The organism is Nitrospinaceae bacterium (assembly GCA_018669005.1).
Taxonomy (GTDB): Bacteria; UBA8248; UBA8248; order UBA8248; family UBA8248; genus UBA8248.
Genome location: JABJAL010000063.1, coordinates 1 through 16,316, shown reverse-complemented (window position 1 = coordinate 16,316; position 16,316 = coordinate 1). Strand labels below are relative to the sequence as shown.

Here is a 16,316-nt window from a genome sequence, read left to right as displayed (position 1 = left end):
TACGACATTCGATGTCGTCTGGGGCAAGGTAACGGCCTTGCCATTCAACATCACTTTCGTTCCCGCAGCGTTGCCCACGGTGAGAACAAACTGCTCGATGCCTACCCACGACTTTTCGCTACCGCCGGTAAGAAGCAATTCGTAGGTCTTGCCCATATCAACCTTTAATCGCAGCCAAGTATCTTCGATGGCCTCGATGGTGAGTCCCAGGTTGCCTCCCAAAGACTCCGGGCCATTGTTCGGCTCTTGTCCAGGAACGAGAGAAAATGATGGCGTGAGTTTTCCCTTGTCATCCGAAGAAGTCTCTTTATTCAATGAAGTCAATAACTTAACGACACCGCCAACATCCAAAGCAGATCCCGGCTCCGTGGTGGAGATTTTTTGAAGACCGTGTTTACCATCCGCATCGCCGTTGATGATCGCAGTGTCATCGTTATTGGAAATGCTGTTGCCGTTTTTCTTTCCGTTCAATTTTTTGATTGCCGGAATTGCAGCCGCCTTGATTCGCTCCGTGAATCCACCAAGTTGGCCATAGCGCTCCGTCTTGCCACGGACGAACCACAAGAGCGCGCCAGAGGCGAAGATGAACAACACCACCGCAGCAATCGGCATGAGTAAACCCGATTGATGATTTGAATTCGAGATGGGGCTGAAAGCTATTTTTGACGCCAGGTCATTATCAACATCCTCGACATCATCTGAACCGGTGCCGATTTGTCGATTGAAGTTGCGTACAACAACATCCTCATCGACATCAATAAAGTTTGCATAGGAGCGAATGAAACCGCGGAGGATTGGAATCGAGGGAAGCTGTGCGAATTCTTCGTCTTCAATTTTTTCAAGGTAGGAGATACGTATACGCGTGCTGTTGGCAACTTCCTCAAGGGAAATGCCCCGCTCCTGGCGCTCTCGCCGCAAAAACGCGCCAACTCCTATATCTTCTATTGATAAACTTGGTCCAGTCATCTCTCATCCAACCGGCCCAACACGGGCGCATCAAAGATACAAAAAGCTAAACCTAAACAAAACAAATATATAGGGTATTAAAGCACTAGTCAATACTTAAATGATCTGCGTAACTTTTTTTTCTTAACGGCCAAAATCGATAGAAAACAACCCTTAATAGCACCTGATAAGGGTATTGATTCCCCGAGACACATCAAGGATGGAAGAAGTTTTACCTTCACGAACAAAAACATCTAACCCTATACCCCACAATAAGATAGGAACATTATTTAACGTATGAGATAAGATACTCATATCCTCAATATTGCCGTGGTCACTGCTAAGAACAAAAGTATCCCGAGCTGGATCAAGTTCAGATAGCGCCGCCTGCAAAAAACGATTCAGGGATCCAAGTACCTCTTTAGCCTCTTCTATAGTTCCTCGGTGACCGGCGATATCAGTTTGAAAATACTCGTATATAAGCAGATCTCGGCTCCTGGCCATTCGGCCCAGCCGCCCACCTGCCTCCTCGGGGGATATTTCCTCCAGATCCAACCCTGATTCGACTAGAATACGATTCGTAAAATCGCGATAAACGGCCTCACCTCGCTTTAAATCATCCACACGTTTGAGGGGAATTCCGGAACTCTCGGCCATCACCGTCGTGACCGAGCGGTGGCGCGTTCTGCCCCGATCAAAAAATCGTGAGGTGTAGGCGTTCGCGAAATCCACCCTGGCCCCGCGCTCGCGGGTCTTTCTAAGAAGGCTCTCGCGCGAGATCAATTCTCTAAGTGGGGTGTTGGGATAGCCCTGAATGTGCCTGCCGACGTGGGCAGGGGCATTCACGCCGGTGAAAAGAGAGGAGCCCCCGGTGGCGCTTTGCGGGGTGCCGGGAACCCCGAGTCGGGCATCGGCCGAGATCAATCGAAAGCCTGCAGGCGAGGCGCCGCTTCGGCAAAGATGCGCAAGCGGGCCCGCCTCAATGGCTGCAAGCGGGTTATTGGGCCCCGCAGGTGCGAGGCCCATCCCATCGACGAATACGAAAAGTATGGCCAATTTAGATCGTGCGGCCCGCCGCCAGCGCAAAGGGCTTGAGATCCTTCATCAGCTGGGCGAATTTCTTGGGCTTGAGCATCTGAGGCCCGTCCGACATGGCGTTGGCCGGATCAGGGTGCACCTCAATCATAAGCCCATCGGCGCCTATCGCGACAGCGGCCTTGGACAGATCTCCCACGAACCGCCATACCCCGCAGGCGTGGCTCGGATCGATTGTCACCGGAAGGTGGGTCAACTCCTTGAGCACGGGCACGGCGCTGATGTCGAGCGTATTGCGAAGCGCCGTGTCGAAAGTGCGGATACCTCGCTCGCAGAGGATAACGTTAGGGTTGCCCTGGCTCATGACGTATTCGGCCGACATGAGATATTCCTCGATGGTGGTCGAGAGGCCACGCTTCAAGAATACGGCGTTCTTGACCTGACCCACTTTTTTGAGCAAGGAGAAATTTTGTACGTTGCGCGCGCCAATTTGAAGGATATCGGCATAGTCGGCACACAGATCGAGATCTGCCGTGTCCATCACCTCGGTCTGAATCGGGAGACCCGTCCTATCGCGAGCCTCGGCGAGGAGTTTGAGCCCCTCCTCTGCCATGCCTTGAAAGCTGTAGGGCGAGGTCCGGGGCTTGAAGGCGCCGCCCCTGAGTACATGGCCACCACCGGCCTTAACTGCGTCGGCAGACTCTAGAATTTGCTCGCGGCTCTCAATCGAGCAGGGCCCGGCTACGACGACAACCTCGGAGCCTCCGAATTTGACGCCTTTGACATCAACGATGCTGCGCTCGGGCCGCCCCTCGTTGCTGGCAAGCTGAAAGGGCTTAAGAACCGGCATGACGTTCTCAACGCCGGCCAAAACTTGAAGCGACTCTTCCATATTCTTGCCACGCTCATCGCCCAGGGCAGCTATTACCGTTCGCTCGACCCCGCGCATAATGTGTTCGGTGCAGCCAAGCTCCTTGACGCGTTTGACTGCCCCTTGAATTTCCTCTTCGGTGGCACCTGTTTTCATTACGACTATCATTGTCTTCTCTCCTTGCGAGATGAAATTTCAAACAAAAAAAATTGCCACGGGTCGGGCCCCATGGCAAAAAATATGCTACTTAACGCCGGGGCGGTCGGCATGTCCTCCCGCCGCCGCATCCTAGTCAATTAACCGGAGCCGGCGCGCAGGAGAACGGTGATAAAGCCGAAAAAGAACTGGCCTCCTTTTCTCCGTACCTGAATCTCGCACATGGCTCAAAACCCTTTGTAAATACAATCAAAAAAGACGATGAAAAATACCCTGCGGGCAAGGGCGCGTCAAGCGGGAAAGCGGGATATGAGTGAATAATCAATATTATTCCCCTGGTAAATTCTCCAGAAGACTTCATATCAAGGAACATTGGGTTATCGGAGCACTTACCTTCCCTGACTCACGCCTACCTGCACTCACTGCCTTACTCGCTACCCACACTCGCCCGCATCCACCACGCAGGCTCGCCGCCCGCGCTTGCGCGTTGACAGCCCCCCGGGGCGGGGCCGATTATGAGCCCCATCATTTGGTCCTATCCGTAAAGGAGCGCGCAACATGAACGAGCCAGCCACTCCCCTTCCCTTTGATTTCACCGAGCCCCAGAAAATGCTCCGCAAGATGGTGCGCGAGCTATCAGAGCGACACATTGCCCCTCGCGCGGCCGAAATTGATGAGACCGAAGAATATCCCGAGGATATTTACCAACTTTTAAAAGAGCACCAGCTTCTCGGCATCTTTTTTTCCGAAGAATACGGCGGCGGCGGCATGGGTTTTACCGGCGGTTGCATCGCCATCGAGGAGATGGCTCGCTTTTGCTCGAACAGTCCAATCTTCCTTGTCCTCAACATGCTCTCAAGCCGCGTCATCGACCTGAGCGGCACCCCTGCGCAGAAGAAAAAATACATGACCGGCCTTGCCAAGGGCGAGCTTCGAGGCTCCTACGCCCTCACCGAGCCCCACGCCGGCTCTGATGCCGGCAACATCCGCACCCAGGCCAGCCTTGAGGGTGACGAGTGGGTCATCAACGGCCAAAAATGCTTCATCACCGGCGCCGACAAAGCCGACTTTCTCACCGTCGCCGCCAAGACAGATCCTTCGGCCGGCACCCGGGGCATCACCTATTTTCTCGTTCCCACCGACACGCCCGGCTTCAGCGTCGGCCGCCACGAGCGCAAGATGGGCATGCGGGGCATCTCCACCTGCGAGCTTTTCTTTGAAAACGTGGCCGTCCCAAAAGAGAACCAAATTGGCGAGCTTAACCGGGGCTTTCGCTCCGCCATGCTCGGCTTCAATCAGATGCGCCCGGCCATCGGCGTTCGCGCCGTCGGGCTCGCCCAAGGTGTTCTCGACTACGCCCTCACCTACAGCAAAGAGCGCGAGGCCTTTGGCAAGCCCATCTCCCACCACCAGGCCGTCCAGTTCATGCTCGCCGACATGTTCATGGACATCGAGGCGGCGCGGCTCTTGGTCTACCGCGCGGCAGCTTTGGTGGACGCTGGCAAGATCGGCAAGGAGAACGCCCGCTACTTTTCCACAGCCAAGACCTTCGCCGCCGACATGGCGATGAAGGCTGCGGTCGATGGCGTGCAAATCCTCGGCGGGGCTGGCTACATGAAAGACCACCCCATGGAGCGCTTCATGCGCGATGCCAAGCAGATCCAAATCGTCGAGGGCACGAGCCAGATCCAGCGCATGATCATCGCGCGCAACCTACTCGACCTCTAGCCCGCGGATAAAAAAAACCATGCCCCCATCCACGAACACCGCCCTGCCCTTCGCTCTCTCAGAGCCCTTGTGCATGCTCAAAGACACGGTGCGCGAGTTATCTCTGCGGCACATCGCCCCCCGCGCGGCAGATATAGATGAAACAGAAAGGTACCCCGAGGATATTTTCGAGCTCCTAAAGGCCCACGATCTTCTCGGCCTCTACATACCCGAGAAATACGGCGGCGCGGGGCTAGGCATCCTTGGCGCCTGCGTCGCCATCGAGGAAATTGCGCGGGTTTGCTCAAACAGCCCGCTCTTCATCTCGGTGTTCCTGCTCGCTACGCGCACCGTCGAGCTGGCAGCCTCCGAGGCGCAAAAAAATCATCTCTTGAGAGGCATCGCCACCGGCACCCTTCGCGGCTCCTTCTCAACGACCGAGCCCCACGCGGGCTCCGATATCGCCGCCATGCGAACACGGGCCGCACTCGATGGTGATGAATGGGTCATCAACGGTCAGAAAAGTTTCTGCACGGGCTCCCCGCAGGCCGACTTTATCGTTCTTGCCGCGAAGACAGATCCCGCTAAGGGCACCAAGGGAATGTCGCTCCTCCTTGTTCCAAAAGATGCGCCGGGCCTCAGCATCGGCCCCCCCGAGCGCAAAATGGGAATGCGCGGCATCCCCACCTGCGGGCTGTTTTTCGATGACTGCCGCATACCGAGGGAAAACGTTATCGGCGAGGTGGGAGGCGGCTTCAAGACCGCCATGCTCGGCTTCAACCAGGCCCGGCCCTGTATCGGGGCGCGCGGGGTGGGTCTCGCTCAAGGCTGCCTTGACTATGCCCTGGCCTACGCCAAAGAGCGCGAGGCCTTTGGCAAGCCCATTTCCCATCACCAAGCTGTCCAGTTCATGCTCGCCGACATGTTCATGGGGATTGAGGCCTCAAGACTCCTCGTTCACCGCGCGGCGGCGCTCGTCGATGCAGGGAGGTACGGCAAAGATGATGTCCACACCATTTCGGCCTCTAAGTGCTTCTCCTCGGATGTAGCCATGAAAGCGGCCTTGGACGGGGTCCAAATTCTTGGCGGAGCGGGCTATATGAAAGACCATCCCATGGAGCGCTTCATGCGTGACGCCAAACAACTTCAGATTATCGAGGGAACCAACCAGATCCAACGCTCCGTTATCGCCCGCAATTTGCTCGATTTATGAAAAATTAGCCCTGTCCGCCCACATTGCCGGGCCGCTCCCGGGCATGATAGATTCCCCTTTACCCGATATAGGGGGCAGGCCCGAACCATTGATTTTTTTTAGGCCCTGCCGATTCGCCGCCGCCTGTCGGCGGCTTTACTTTCGTTAATCCCGACTTCCAAGGATGAGCGTCAATACGATGAACACGAGAATTCGTGCCACCACCCCCAAGGGAAACCTCGTTATCGTCAAGGGCGGAGGGGATCTTGCCACCGGCATTATTCATCGCCTCTGGCGTAGCGGCTTTCCCGTCATATCGACTGAGGTGGAAAACCCCACCATGGTCCGGCGCACTGTTTCGTTCGCCGAGTGCCTCTACTCCGGGCGCCACGTCGTCGAGGGGGTGACCTCCGCGCAGGCAGAGGGAAATACCCCGGAGACGCAACTGGCCTCGGCCAGGGCGCTTCTGGCTGAAAAAATTCTTCCCGTCATTATCGACCCCGAGGCCAAGATAGTTGCTCTCGCAAAACCCGCCGCTTTGGTGGATGCCATCATTGCCAAGCGCAACCTCGGCACCCGTATTGATCAGGCTGATGTCGTCGTCGGCATCGGGCCCGGCTTCACCGCAGGGGTAGATGCGCACGCCGTCATCGAGACAGCCCGTGGCCATGACATTGGCCGAGTTATCACCGATGGCGGGGCCGAGCCCAACACGGGGGTTCCCGGCCCGATAGGGGGCTACACAACCGAACGCTTGCTGCGCTCGCCCACACAAGGGGTTTTCGAGCCTCGCTCGGTCATCGGTGATATCGTGAAGGCTGGCGACACCGTGGCCATCGTCAATGGTCAGGCAGTGACCGCCCAGATCGATGGTGTGCTCCGGGGGCTTCTCCGCGATGGAATAGAGGTTCCCGAAGGCTTCAAGGTAGGCGACGTTGACCCGCGAGCAAAGCCTGAGCACTGCAACACGATTTCTGATAAATCTCGCGCCATCGGGGGCGGTGTCCTCGAGGCAATCATGATGTTTCTTTATGGTGTGGAAACCGCCGCGGAGCTTACGAATTGAGTACTGAAACCATAAGCGAAGTAGTTGAAAACGGAACCTACCGGATCGGGCGCAGCGCCATTCCCGTCAATCAGGAAAATGACGACAATCCCTTCGTTCCGGGCCCACAGTTTTATCTGCCCGCCGGAAACACTCTTGAACGAATCACCTGGTCAATCAGCGAGAACCTGCCCGTACTCCTGGTCGGCGAAACCGGGGTGGGCAAAACGCTCTCCATCCGCCATCTCGCCCACATAACGAAAAATGGGTTTCGCCGGGTGAACTTGAACGGCATGACCACGGTGGATGAGTTTGTCGGCAAACTCATGATCAATGAAAAGGGTACCTATTGGGTGAACGGCATTCTCATTGAAGCGATGGAGGCGGGTGACTGGCTCCTCATCGATGAGATCAACGCCTGCCTTCCTGAAATTGCATTCTGCCTCCACAGTCTGCTCGACGACGACAGGATGATCGTGCTCTCGGAGTACGATGGCCGGATTGTGCGACCACACCCCGATTTTCGAGTGTTCGCCAGTATGAACCCGCACGAGAATCGTCGGTACGGCGGAACAAAACCACTCAACGAGGCGCTACTTGACCGCTTCCCTGTCACAATCCAGATGGACTACCTCCCCTTTGACGTTGAAGTCGAAGTGACGATACAGCAAAGCGGCAACAGCGATAAAGCGCTGGTCGAGCGAATGGTTCGTGTGGCGAACGATGTACGCGAGGCCATGAGGAATGAAAAAATATTCTCCAGCTTCAGCACCCGGCGACTCATCGACTGGGCGCGAATGGCAGCGCATTTTGACCCGATGGAAGCCGCTGCCTCGACCATATTCAGCAAGGTTAATCCGTTCGATGCCAAGGTGATCGAGGACATCCTCGACAACCATTTTTAGATCGGCATCCAAATGGAGCCCCGCAGAAACCGACTCGAAATCCTGGCCCAAGTTGCCACGCACGACTACGATATCGACCTGAGATACGGCAACCTCGCCCAACAGGAAACAAAGACAATCCATGTTGAGGACCCCGAGCGCACCCTGGAGCGTCTCGGGGGGGATCTCGACGATGAGCACGTTGTCCGCTACCAGAAGGGAATGACCCTCATCGAGGTGGCTCATCGCCGGGAGGATTCGCTCCGCTGGGCTGCTCGGGCCGCCCGGGCCAGCCGCGATCGCCCGGGCCTTTTTCAGATTTGGCATGTCCTTGAGGACGCCCGCTGCGAGAGGCGGCTGACCGAGGATCTGCCCGGCACACAGAAAAACTTCACCGAGTTCATACGACCGGCTTTGCGAGAGGCGGAGATGCTCCATGCACGAGGGGAGCTCACTCCCTTTTTTCAGGTTCAGTGGGGGCTCTATCTCATTGGCTTAGGTATCGAGCCCGGAACACGCTCGGGCGCTCCTCGAAACTTCAACACGACCTGGATAGATCCGCCAATCCTAAACTTCCTCGACGAGATGCGGCAGGCGGCGGTTAAGGCTAGTGCCTCTGATGATCCTGCCGTCGCCTTCGAGTGCGCGGGAGAGCTTTACAAAGCGATCAAGGAGCGCTTGCCCGAGGAATTACTTACCGAGGCGCTTCAGAATATGCCCTCGCCTGATGTGCCCGAGGACGCGCTCCAGGAGTCGGAGAATCCCGAGAGCGAGGACGCGGGCGAGGATGCAGAGGAGAGTTTTTTATCCGACCCACAGGATGATGAGAGTGAGCTCGATGAGGAGACGCTGGAGTTAAGCGAGGAGGAGTTGTCATCCCTCGGCCATTGGGCCAGCCCGTGGTTCGAACTCAAGGGAAACCAAAAGGACGTACATCCCTCGGCGATTAGGCCGGATGAGGCGACGATCATAATCCCGCCGGAGGGCAAATCAGAGGAATATCAAGCAATCGTTGATAATGCGAGCAGCCAGATAAAGGTGCTCGCCATGAAGCTGATGCAAATTATCCAGGAGAGGCAATACATTCGCTACAACGGCGCATTCCGATCGGGCAAGCTCAATACCCCTAAACTTTGGAAACAGCGCCTGGGCAAGTATCAACTTTTCCATCGGCGCGAGGAACCAGAGCGGCTAGACATTTGTTTCACCTTGCTTGTCGATGAAAGCGGGAGCATGAACCGGGAGTCGAAATATTTGGCCGCCCGAGAGGCAACGGTGTTCTTCGCCGAGGTGCTTGACCGGGTGGAGGTGCCTTTTGAGGTTATCGGCTATTCGACCGAGAGCTCGGAGGCGGCGATGGCGGCATCCTTGGGCCATGTGCCGGCCTTCAAGTATCGCCACATTCGCCATGCCCCGCTCCAACACAGGCTCTACAAGAGCTTCGATGAGCCGTTTCAGCGGAACAAAAATCGCCTCGTGAACATTTATCCACGGTTTAACAATTGGGATGAAGAGCATCTTCAATTCGCCTACCGGCGCCTCATCGCCCGCGATGAGAGCGAGAAGGTCATCATCATTACCTCAGACGGCCAGCCAAACGGGGATGCAAGCCACCTGGTTGAGACGGTGCGCCGCTTTGAAAAACTCGGCGTGCGCGTCATCGGGGTTGGCGTGGTCGATCCGTTTGTCGAGCAAATTTATCCCAAGTTCATCGTGGTCGAGCATTTGGACCAACTCACCGAGGAGTTGGTTGATATACTTCGCCGCGAGCTCTTGAGGAGCGGCGAGGAAGTCCGGACAAGGTGAACAAAGAGAGGCTCCCGAACCGGGCGCTCCCGAGCGGGGCGCTCCCGAGCACTACACTTTCCGAGGCCATCGGCCTTAAGGCCGGAATGATGGCGGCGGCCGTAGGCGGTGGCGGCAAGACAAGCATTCTCAATGCCTTAGGAGATGAATGCTGCGCCGCGGGCATCCACCCGGTTATCCACACGACGACAACCCACTTCTTTGCCCCCGAGGAGGAGGCCACCACCCTTCTCGGCTCAAGTGAGCGCCTTGTTGCACTCATAGCAGAGCGCGTGGGTGCTTGGCCCCATCACTTGGCCCTTGCCCGAAAACGGGCGAGCAGGCTCTCCTCCAAGCGCTTTCCGGGCCGCGACAGAATGAAGCTCAAGGGCTTTGAGGCCAATGAAATAGCGCCTTTTAGAGATAAATCAGGGGTCGTCCTCATCGAGGCGGATGGCTCGCGCGGATTACCTATCAAGGCACCGGGGCCGCACGAGCCAGTGCTGCCGCCTGGAGTAGATATCGTTCTCGGCATCGTCGGACTCGACGCGCTGGGAAGCCCCATCGACGAGGAACATGTTTTCCGCCCCGAGCGGTTGTCCGCTCTTTGCGACCTCCCAATAGGCGCCCATGTTGACGCCACAGCCATCGCTCGACTCGCCGCCCACACCGAGGGGCTATTCAAAAACGCCCCCTCTGGCGCCTGGAAATATTTAATTTTGAACAAATCCGACTTAATTGAGCCAATGGAAAAATTAGAGCAAATCGGTTATATTATTTGCAATGGGGTTTGCCCCCCGAGCAGCCAGGTGGAAGCTGTATTATTCACGGCTTGTAATGAGACGGGGGCTCGGATACTAGTCAAGACCCCTTAACCTACAATTTTAACACTTCCATTGGTCTTTAAATAAGGATTAATGGAAGAAAGCTGAAGGGATCCGATGAGTAAAGACGTATACAAGGAAATCGCCGAGAGAAAGGGAAATGGAGAGCGGGGTGCCCTCGCCACAGTCGTCTCGCGGAAAGGTTCCGCCCCCATGAGCGGAGACGCAAAGATGCTCGTCCGCGAGGACGGAAGCACTATGGGCACTGTAGGCGGTGGTTGCCTTGAGGCCGAGGTGTGGCAATCGGCCATGAACATCATTGAAGGTGGCTCACCAGAGAAAATCGCATTTGATTTGACTGCTGACGAGGCTGGAGACAGTGGCCATATATGTGGCGGGACCGTCGAGATATTAATTGAGCCCTTTGATGCCTACAATCCAGAACTTCTGGCCGAAATTATCGACACAAGGAACCGTGGGCAAAGTGCGGTTCTGGCCACAATTGTTCAAACTGGCGGCGATCAAACATTGTCATCCAATGATAGAAAAATGCTTGTGAATCGAAACGGCGACACGGTCGGAGATATTCCGAAATATGCAGCAGAGATATGGAGAGAGAGCGGCCAGATAATGCGGCAGGGCCAGCCCTCGTTAATGCAATTCAAGAGCGATGAGCCACCATCAGAGAAAACGCGCCCAACCGACAGTGATTCGACTGAAATATTTGTCGAGCCGATTACGGCCCAACCTCTTGTCTATATCTTTGGAGGCGGCCATGTCTCCTTTTGTGTGGCACAAGCCGCACATATGTCGGGCTTTCGTACCTCTATAATCGAGGACCGCCCAAGCTTCGCCAACAAAGAACGATTCCCGATGGCCGAGTCTTTCTTCGTTGGAGAGCACCCCGCTATTTTCGACGAAATTCCAGTTGATGAGTCAAATTACATCACCATTATCACCCGTGGGCATGCTAACGATGAGACCGTTCTCGAGTGGGCGCTAAAGACTCCAGCTCGCTACATTGGAATGATCGGTTCAAAAAGCAAGGTCTTGCTTACCTATCGACATCTCCGAGACAAGGGCTTCGATATGGATGAGATCATTGGACGTGTTCACGCACCCATTGGTCTCGACATTGGCGCTGATTCACCCGGCGAGATTGGAATTGCAATCGTTTCCGAATTCATACGATTTCGCCGCCAAGGAGAAAAATCGGCTCAAGAAGGGCTTGCAAGTAAAAGGCTCAACCTCCGCAGGAAATCCTGAGTCAAACAAGCTCCTCTCTCACCCAGTCTAATCCAGATTCCGTCATGCAAACTTTTTTGAAATTTTTATCGTACATCCCAGATTTAATCCTCCCCCGATCTTGCCCGATATGCGGGGCCTCGCGCCCACTGGGTACTACAGATGCGGTATGCGGCCTCTGCATTCAATCTCTAGAGCGTACGCCTTCCCCTAAATGCCCGACTTGCGGGAAACCATTTCACTCGAAAACTACTCTGCTGTACTCTCCAAAGCATATATGTGCAGAGTGCCAGGAACACCCGCCAGCCTATGACTCTGCTCGAGCCATAGGTCCTTACGATGGTTCTCTACGTGAATTGATACACCTATTTAAATTTCATGGACGCCCCACTATCGCCGCTGAGCTCGGCAAAGAACTCGCCCTGCTTGCAAGTCAAGAATATGATAATTTCATCCACGAAGAGTATCCACTCGTCACATTTGTCCCCATAGATCAAAAAAGATGGCGAGAACGCGGATACGACCAAGCTTTGATTCTCGCTCAAAGCACAGCCACGCACTTGAAATTAAACTTCACTCCAACTATTGAGCGTAAGAAATCGACATCCCCCCAAACACGTCTATCTGCATCGCAACGACGAGGAAATTTGAGAGGTGTGTTTTTTATACCGAATCCCAAATCTGTATCGGGAAAAAATGTACTACTAGTTGACGATGTGCTGACTACAGGCTCTACGGTTTCAGCCTGCTCGAGGGTGTTAAAAAAAGCTGGAGTAAAATCAGTTTATGTCTTGACGATTTGTCATACTGTGGTACAAATATTGAATCTTATAGAACCTGATTAGTAGCACCATAATTTCTATATCCAATTGTTTTCAAACAAGACACAAAATAAGTACAATTAAATAAATAATGACAATACGGCAAATAAAAAAATTTATGGCTGAAAATCACTGAGTAATGTACATTGATTTATATGTGGAATACAGAGTTTATAAATATTTTGAATTTTTCGTCACAAAAAATTAAAGCTCTTTACCTATAATCAGATAAATGGTTGACCAATTTCACTCAATCGTTCAACAGAACAAATGGAAGTGGGGAAAATGAAATTAAGACTAGAAAAATCAGGCAGGCAAGCAATCGGAGCACGCCTAAGAGAAATTCGTCTTTTCAACAAACTAGAACAAACAGAGCTCGCAAATCGTGCTGGTCTTTCTCAGGCGATAATCAGCCAGTACGAAAAAGGGCTCACCGAAGTTAGCCTTTCTTTCATTAAATTTCTCGCCGATAACTTCAGCGTTTCAGGAGACTGGCTTATTTTTGGCACTGGGCAATCTCCCCACGAAAACTCGCAAAAAGAAATCGATGTACGACTCCCCAAAAGTCTCGGAGTCACATCGCCAAAAGGAAAGGGCAAATCAGGGTTCTTTGGAATTCCAATTGTAGACTCGAAGTCGGCTGCGAGACCCGGCAAGGTGCAAACTGATCGAATCAACGACTGGGAAATTGTCCATCTTCAAGAAGCCACCGGCAGAAACAACCTTGTGGCCCTTGAGATCAAAGCTGATTGGGTGAAAAACATGTCATCGCCATTCCAGGCGGGCGGTCGAATTGTGATAGATCGGGACGACAAAGAAATTCGCCCAAACGCCTACTACGCTCTCAATACAGTACTAAAGAAAAAATCACCCAGCGAGGCAAGCGTTAATGCCATCCGGCGCCTCAACATGAACAGTTCACGGCTTTGGCTGCTTGAAGATAAATCAGACGGTGATTTCGATTACATGGACTTAAAAGCAAGTGACCGAATTGAAAATATTATCATTGGAAGGATTATTTGGGTCTGGCAAAAATTACCTTAGACACCTAACACCTAAATTGCAACATTCTTCGAGAAAAACAACCGGTCTTTCTATTGGAAGACCGGTTATTTTTTAACCTCGCTGTAATGGCATCCGCCCTACCCTGCCCCGAACCATTCGAGCTGCCAGAACCAAAGCATCCACCATGCTCGCAGAGTCAGCCAAACCTTTCCCCGCAATTTCGAATCCCGTTCCATGCTCTACAGAGGTGCGAACTAAAGGCAATCCCAAAGTTACGTTCACCCCACGCACCGAACCGTGACCATCGCGGCTAAAGCGAAAAGCTGCCATTTTCCCTGCAATATGTCCCTGATCATGATACATAGCCACGACGCCGCTAAACAGTCCTCCTCGAAGTTTGGCAAAAACCGTATCAGGCGGCTCGGGACCCACGACATCAATACCTTCGGCACGAAGCTCCGTGACAGCTGGTATTATCTCCCTACTCTCCTCGACACCAAACATGCCGCCTTCACCCGCATGCGGATTCAGCCCGGCAATAGCAATTTTAGGGGGACAGCCATCGAGTACACCGAGCGTTTCAGCCAGTAAGCGGCCAACGTAAATGATACGCTTGCGTTTCACCATTCGGATAGCCTCTTTAAGCGGACAATGAGTCGAGAGATGCGCTATTCGAATTTTGCCATGAGCGAGCATCATCACTGGACGCCCCCTTCCTACCAAACTGGCTAGCAGCTCAGTATGCCCCGGAAAAGGACAGCCGCCCGCTCGAAGAGCTTCCTTTTGTATCGGCCCTGTCGCCACCGCATCGACCAAGCCTTCTTGGGTCAGACGAACAGCCCTTCCTATATAGCCAACAGCTGCCCTGCCGAGACCCGCGCGAATCTTGCCGAACACTCGATCACGCGCCAAAACATTAGCCAGATCAAGCACCGGTATTGCCTTCCCACTCATTTCTGCCAACTCCTCGAATTCACCCTCCTTAATGGAAATCATCCGTCCGGGAATTCGCATCTTCCTTGCGTGCTGTCTTAAAACTTTCAAATCACCAACGATGAGTGGTACACAAACCCTTAAAACACGATCCGTTAGCACCGCCTTGAGGCACACTTCGGGTCCTACTCCAGCAGGGTCCCCCATCGTAATAGCCACCACAGGTTTCTTTTTCAATTTCTTTCCTTTTTAAAAATATTTCTGTATCCAAAGCAATAAAAATAGGAGTCATGAATCTTTCTCGACATTGACATTGTTATACCCCAGGCGGCAGGATAGGTGGACCATCATGACTACATTTAGGAGGTTGCATTGTCTGAACAAAAAGGTGCCAACACCTCAAAAACGTTGGATGCTATTAAAACCCTTGGCTTCACACACGTTCTGGCAGTCCCTGACTCGGAAAGTGCCCGGCTCTTTGAAGCAGTCGGCGAAGACCCCGATATAGAGTTGATTCTACCCACCCGAGAGGGAGAATCGATCGCCATAGCAGCGGGTCTTTGGACCGGAGGACTAAAACCTCTCGTCATGATTCAGAACACCGGGTTCATGGAGGCAGGCGACGCGCTCCGGGGCTGCGGCCTCGGGCCCAAGATTCCTCTCCGCCTCATGGTCGGCTGGCGCGGATACGGGGGTGCCATGGCGGGGAAAAAACCAATCGATTCAGCCTACACCTACACCGAGCCGCTTTTGAACGCATGGGGAATCCCCTTCTGGCACCTCATGAACGACGACGATCTGCCTGCACTCGAGCAGATGGACAGGACAGCCGAGGAGACTTCGATGCCTGCCGCCGTCCTCACTGGCTATGCCTTCACCTAGTAAGGAATCCCACATGATTGAGAGAATGGACCTTTTCCGGGCCGTCCACGACCGACGCACAAACGAAATCGCTGTCCTTACCATGTCGGCCACCACGCAATTTCCCGTCGTCTCAGATCACGAACTCAATTTCGACTTTCTCGCCTTCGGTATGGGGCACGCCGGGGATTACGCGATGGGCCTTGCTCTCGCTAGGCCGGAAAGAAAAGTTATCGTTTTTAAGGGGGACGGCGGCCAGTTGATGAGTCTGGGCTCGCTCGTAACGCTTGGACGGTATGCGCCCAACAACTTGCTAGTGATCATGCTCGAAAACGGTGTCTACGACCAGACGGGAGGACAACCTTTCTCGGAACGCGTAGATTTCGACACCCTCACTCGTGGAGCGGGTATCGAGGGTGGAGGCGCCAGCGGCAAGGGTAAGATCGAGCGCATCGAAACCATTGAATCCCTTGAGGAAGCCCTTCCCCGACTTCTCTCTGAGGAGGGTCCTCACTTTGTCATTTGCCCGGTTGAGAACCACGAGCACGTGCCGCCGGTCAGCCACACCGACCACGCCGGAAGGATTCAAAATCTAAGAAAGGGATTAGGGATCGCAAACTGAATCCCTGAAAATACTTCCCTAAACAAAACGCCTTCTGAATAATCAGAAGGCGTTTTGTTTTCTCATATTAATTTTACTGCGAGCTATAGGCTTTACGCCATTAACACCACCTTACCTAGAAATTTACCGCTCAGAACGAGGCGGTGCGCCTCGTCAGCTTGAGCGAAAGTAAACTCTTTGCCCACATGGGGTTTGATATCACCCCGTGCGAGAATGGGCCCAAGTCGCCGGAGTATGGTGGGTACCTGTGGGGCGAGATTCCCCGAAGACAATCCCATGATATGCCCGTCGGCCCCCATGATGGGCCGGACCGAAATCGTCACGTCACCTTCCTTTCCCGTACCTGGGCCAACGATAACGATGCGACCGTTCAAGGCAATCAGTC

16 protein-coding genes are annotated in these 16,316 nt (G+C 53.9%); 11 read left to right on the top strand and 5 right to left on the bottom strand.

Annotated features, from left to right (window positions below):
• The 3 genes from HOJ95_08425 to aroF all read right to left on the bottom strand — a co-directional run.
• Nucleotides 1-966: DUF4115 domain-containing protein (locus HOJ95_08425; protein MBT6394716.1), on the bottom strand; the 966-nt coding region annotated here is incomplete at its 3' end.
• Nucleotides 967-1,119: 153 nt separating this feature from the next.
• Entirely contained in the window at nt 1,120-2,031 is a 912-nt protein-coding gene (locus tag HOJ95_08420; protein MBT6394715.1) for a peptidase, read from the bottom strand.
• Entirely contained in the window at nt 2,003-3,019 is a 1,017-nt protein-coding gene (gene aroF, locus HOJ95_08415; protein MBT6394714.1) for a 3-deoxy-7-phosphoheptulonate synthase, read from the bottom strand. The genes HOJ95_08420 and aroF overlap by 29 nt, the downstream gene beginning before the upstream one ends.
• A gap of 546 nt (nt 3,020-3,565) precedes the next feature.
• Here aroF and HOJ95_08410 point away from each other — a divergent pair.
• The 9 genes from HOJ95_08410 to HOJ95_08370 all read left to right on the top strand — a co-directional run bounded on the left by HOJ95_08410 (nt 3,566) and on the right by HOJ95_08370 (nt 13,554).
• Nucleotides 3,566-4,735: an acyl-CoA dehydrogenase gene (locus HOJ95_08410; GenBank protein MBT6394713.1), complete on the top strand. Its 1,170-nt coding sequence runs from the start codon at nt 3,566-3,568 to the stop codon at nt 4,733-4,735.
• Between the two features lie 19 nt (nt 4,736-4,754).
• Complete coding sequence (locus HOJ95_08405) at nt 4,755-5,927, top strand: acyl-CoA dehydrogenase (GenBank protein MBT6394712.1); 1,173 nt, start codon at nt 4,755-4,757, stop codon at nt 5,925-5,927.
• Nucleotides 5,928-6,105: 178 nt separating this feature from the next.
• Complete coding sequence (locus HOJ95_08400) at nt 6,106-6,972, top strand: EF2563 family selenium-dependent molybdenum hydroxylase system protein (GenBank protein MBT6394711.1); 867 nt, start codon at nt 6,106-6,108, stop codon at nt 6,970-6,972.
• Nucleotides 6,969-7,856, top strand: coding sequence for a MoxR family ATPase (locus tag HOJ95_08395; GenBank protein ID MBT6394710.1), 888 nt, complete (start codon nt 6,969-6,971; stop codon nt 7,854-7,856). The genes HOJ95_08400 and HOJ95_08395 overlap by 4 nt, the downstream gene beginning before the upstream one ends.
• 12 nt (nt 7,857-7,868) lie before the next feature.
• The gene (locus HOJ95_08390) at nt 7,869-9,641 is read left to right on the top strand and encodes a hypothetical protein (GenBank protein ID MBT6394709.1); all 1,773 of its coding nucleotides are present in this window, start codon (nt 7,869-7,871) and stop codon (nt 9,639-9,641) included.
• The gene (gene yqeC, locus HOJ95_08385; protein MBT6394708.1) at nt 9,638-10,495 is read left to right on the top strand and encodes a putative selenium-dependent hydroxylase accessory protein YqeC; all 858 of its coding nucleotides are present in this window, start codon (nt 9,638-9,640) and stop codon (nt 10,493-10,495) included. Before HOJ95_08390 ends, yqeC begins: the two co-directional genes overlap by 4 nt.
• A gap of 66 nt (nt 10,496-10,561) precedes the next feature.
• Complete coding sequence (locus HOJ95_08380) at nt 10,562-11,710, top strand: XdhC family protein (GenBank protein MBT6394707.1); 1,149 nt, start codon at nt 10,562-10,564, stop codon at nt 11,708-11,710.
• Between the two features lie 335 nt (nt 11,711-12,045).
• On the top strand, nt 12,046-12,534 hold the full coding sequence (locus HOJ95_08375) for a ComF family protein (GenBank protein ID MBT6394706.1): 489 nt from the start codon (nt 12,046-12,048) through the stop codon (nt 12,532-12,534).
• 261 nt (nt 12,535-12,795) lie between these two features.
• Nucleotides 12,796-13,554 carry a helix-turn-helix transcriptional regulator gene (locus HOJ95_08370; protein ID MBT6394705.1) on the top strand — a complete coding sequence of 253 codons (759 nt, stop codon included), beginning with the start codon at nt 12,796-12,798 and terminating at the stop codon, nt 13,552-13,554.
• Nucleotides 13,555-13,626: 72 nt separating this feature from the next.
• Here HOJ95_08370 and pdxA read toward each other — a convergent pair whose 3' ends face one another.
• Entirely contained in the window at nt 13,627-14,655 is a 1,029-nt protein-coding gene (gene pdxA / locus HOJ95_08365) for a 4-hydroxythreonine-4-phosphate dehydrogenase PdxA (protein MBT6394704.1), read from the bottom strand.
• A gap of 165 nt (nt 14,656-14,820) precedes the next feature.
• Between pdxA and HOJ95_08360 the strand changes: the two genes are divergently transcribed.
• A complete protein-coding gene (locus tag HOJ95_08360) occupies nt 14,821-15,330 on the top strand; it encodes a hypothetical protein (protein ID MBT6394703.1) in 510 nt (169 codons plus the stop codon).
• Between the two features lie 25 nt (nt 15,331-15,355).
• The gene (locus HOJ95_08355; GenBank protein ID MBT6394702.1) at nt 15,356-15,931 is read left to right on the top strand and encodes a hypothetical protein; all 576 of its coding nucleotides are present in this window, start codon (nt 15,356-15,358) and stop codon (nt 15,929-15,931) included.
• Nucleotides 15,932-16,023: 92 nt separating this feature from the next.
• Here the strand turns inward: HOJ95_08355 and HOJ95_08350 are convergent.
• Nucleotides 16,024-16,316: zinc-binding dehydrogenase (locus HOJ95_08350; protein MBT6394701.1), on the bottom strand; the 293-nt coding region annotated here is incomplete at its 5' end.

Excerpts from the sequence above, each read along its gene's own strand:
- HOJ95_08380 (MBT6394707.1), top strand. The coding sequence starts at position 10,562 with ATGAGTAAAGACGTATACAAGGAAATCGCCGAGAGAAAGGGAAATGGA.
- HOJ95_08405 (MBT6394712.1), top strand. The coding sequence starts at position 4,755 with ATGCCCCCATCCACGAACACCGCCCTGCCCTTCGCTCTCTCAGAGCCC.
- HOJ95_08355 (MBT6394702.1), top strand. The coding sequence starts at position 15,356 with ATGGACCTTTTCCGGGCCGTCCACGACCGACGCACAAACGAAATCGCT.
- HOJ95_08390 (MBT6394709.1), top strand. The coding sequence starts at position 7,869 with ATGGAGCCCCGCAGAAACCGACTCGAAATCCTGGCCCAAGTTGCCACG.
- pdxA (MBT6394704.1), bottom strand. The coding sequence starts at position 14,655 with ATGGGGGACCCTGCTGGAGTAGGACCCGAAGTGTGCCTCAAGGCGGTG.
- HOJ95_08410 (MBT6394713.1), top strand. The coding sequence starts at position 3,566 with ATGAACGAGCCAGCCACTCCCCTTCCCTTTGATTTCACCGAGCCCCAG.
- HOJ95_08370 (MBT6394705.1), top strand. The coding sequence starts at position 12,796 with ATGAAATTAAGACTAGAAAAATCAGGCAGGCAAGCAATCGGAGCACGC.
- HOJ95_08400 (MBT6394711.1), top strand. The coding sequence starts at position 6,106 with ATGAACACGAGAATTCGTGCCACCACCCCCAAGGGAAACCTCGTTATC.
- aroF (MBT6394714.1), bottom strand. The coding sequence starts at position 3,019 with ATGATAGTCGTAATGAAAACAGGTGCCACCGAAGAGGAAATTCAAGGG.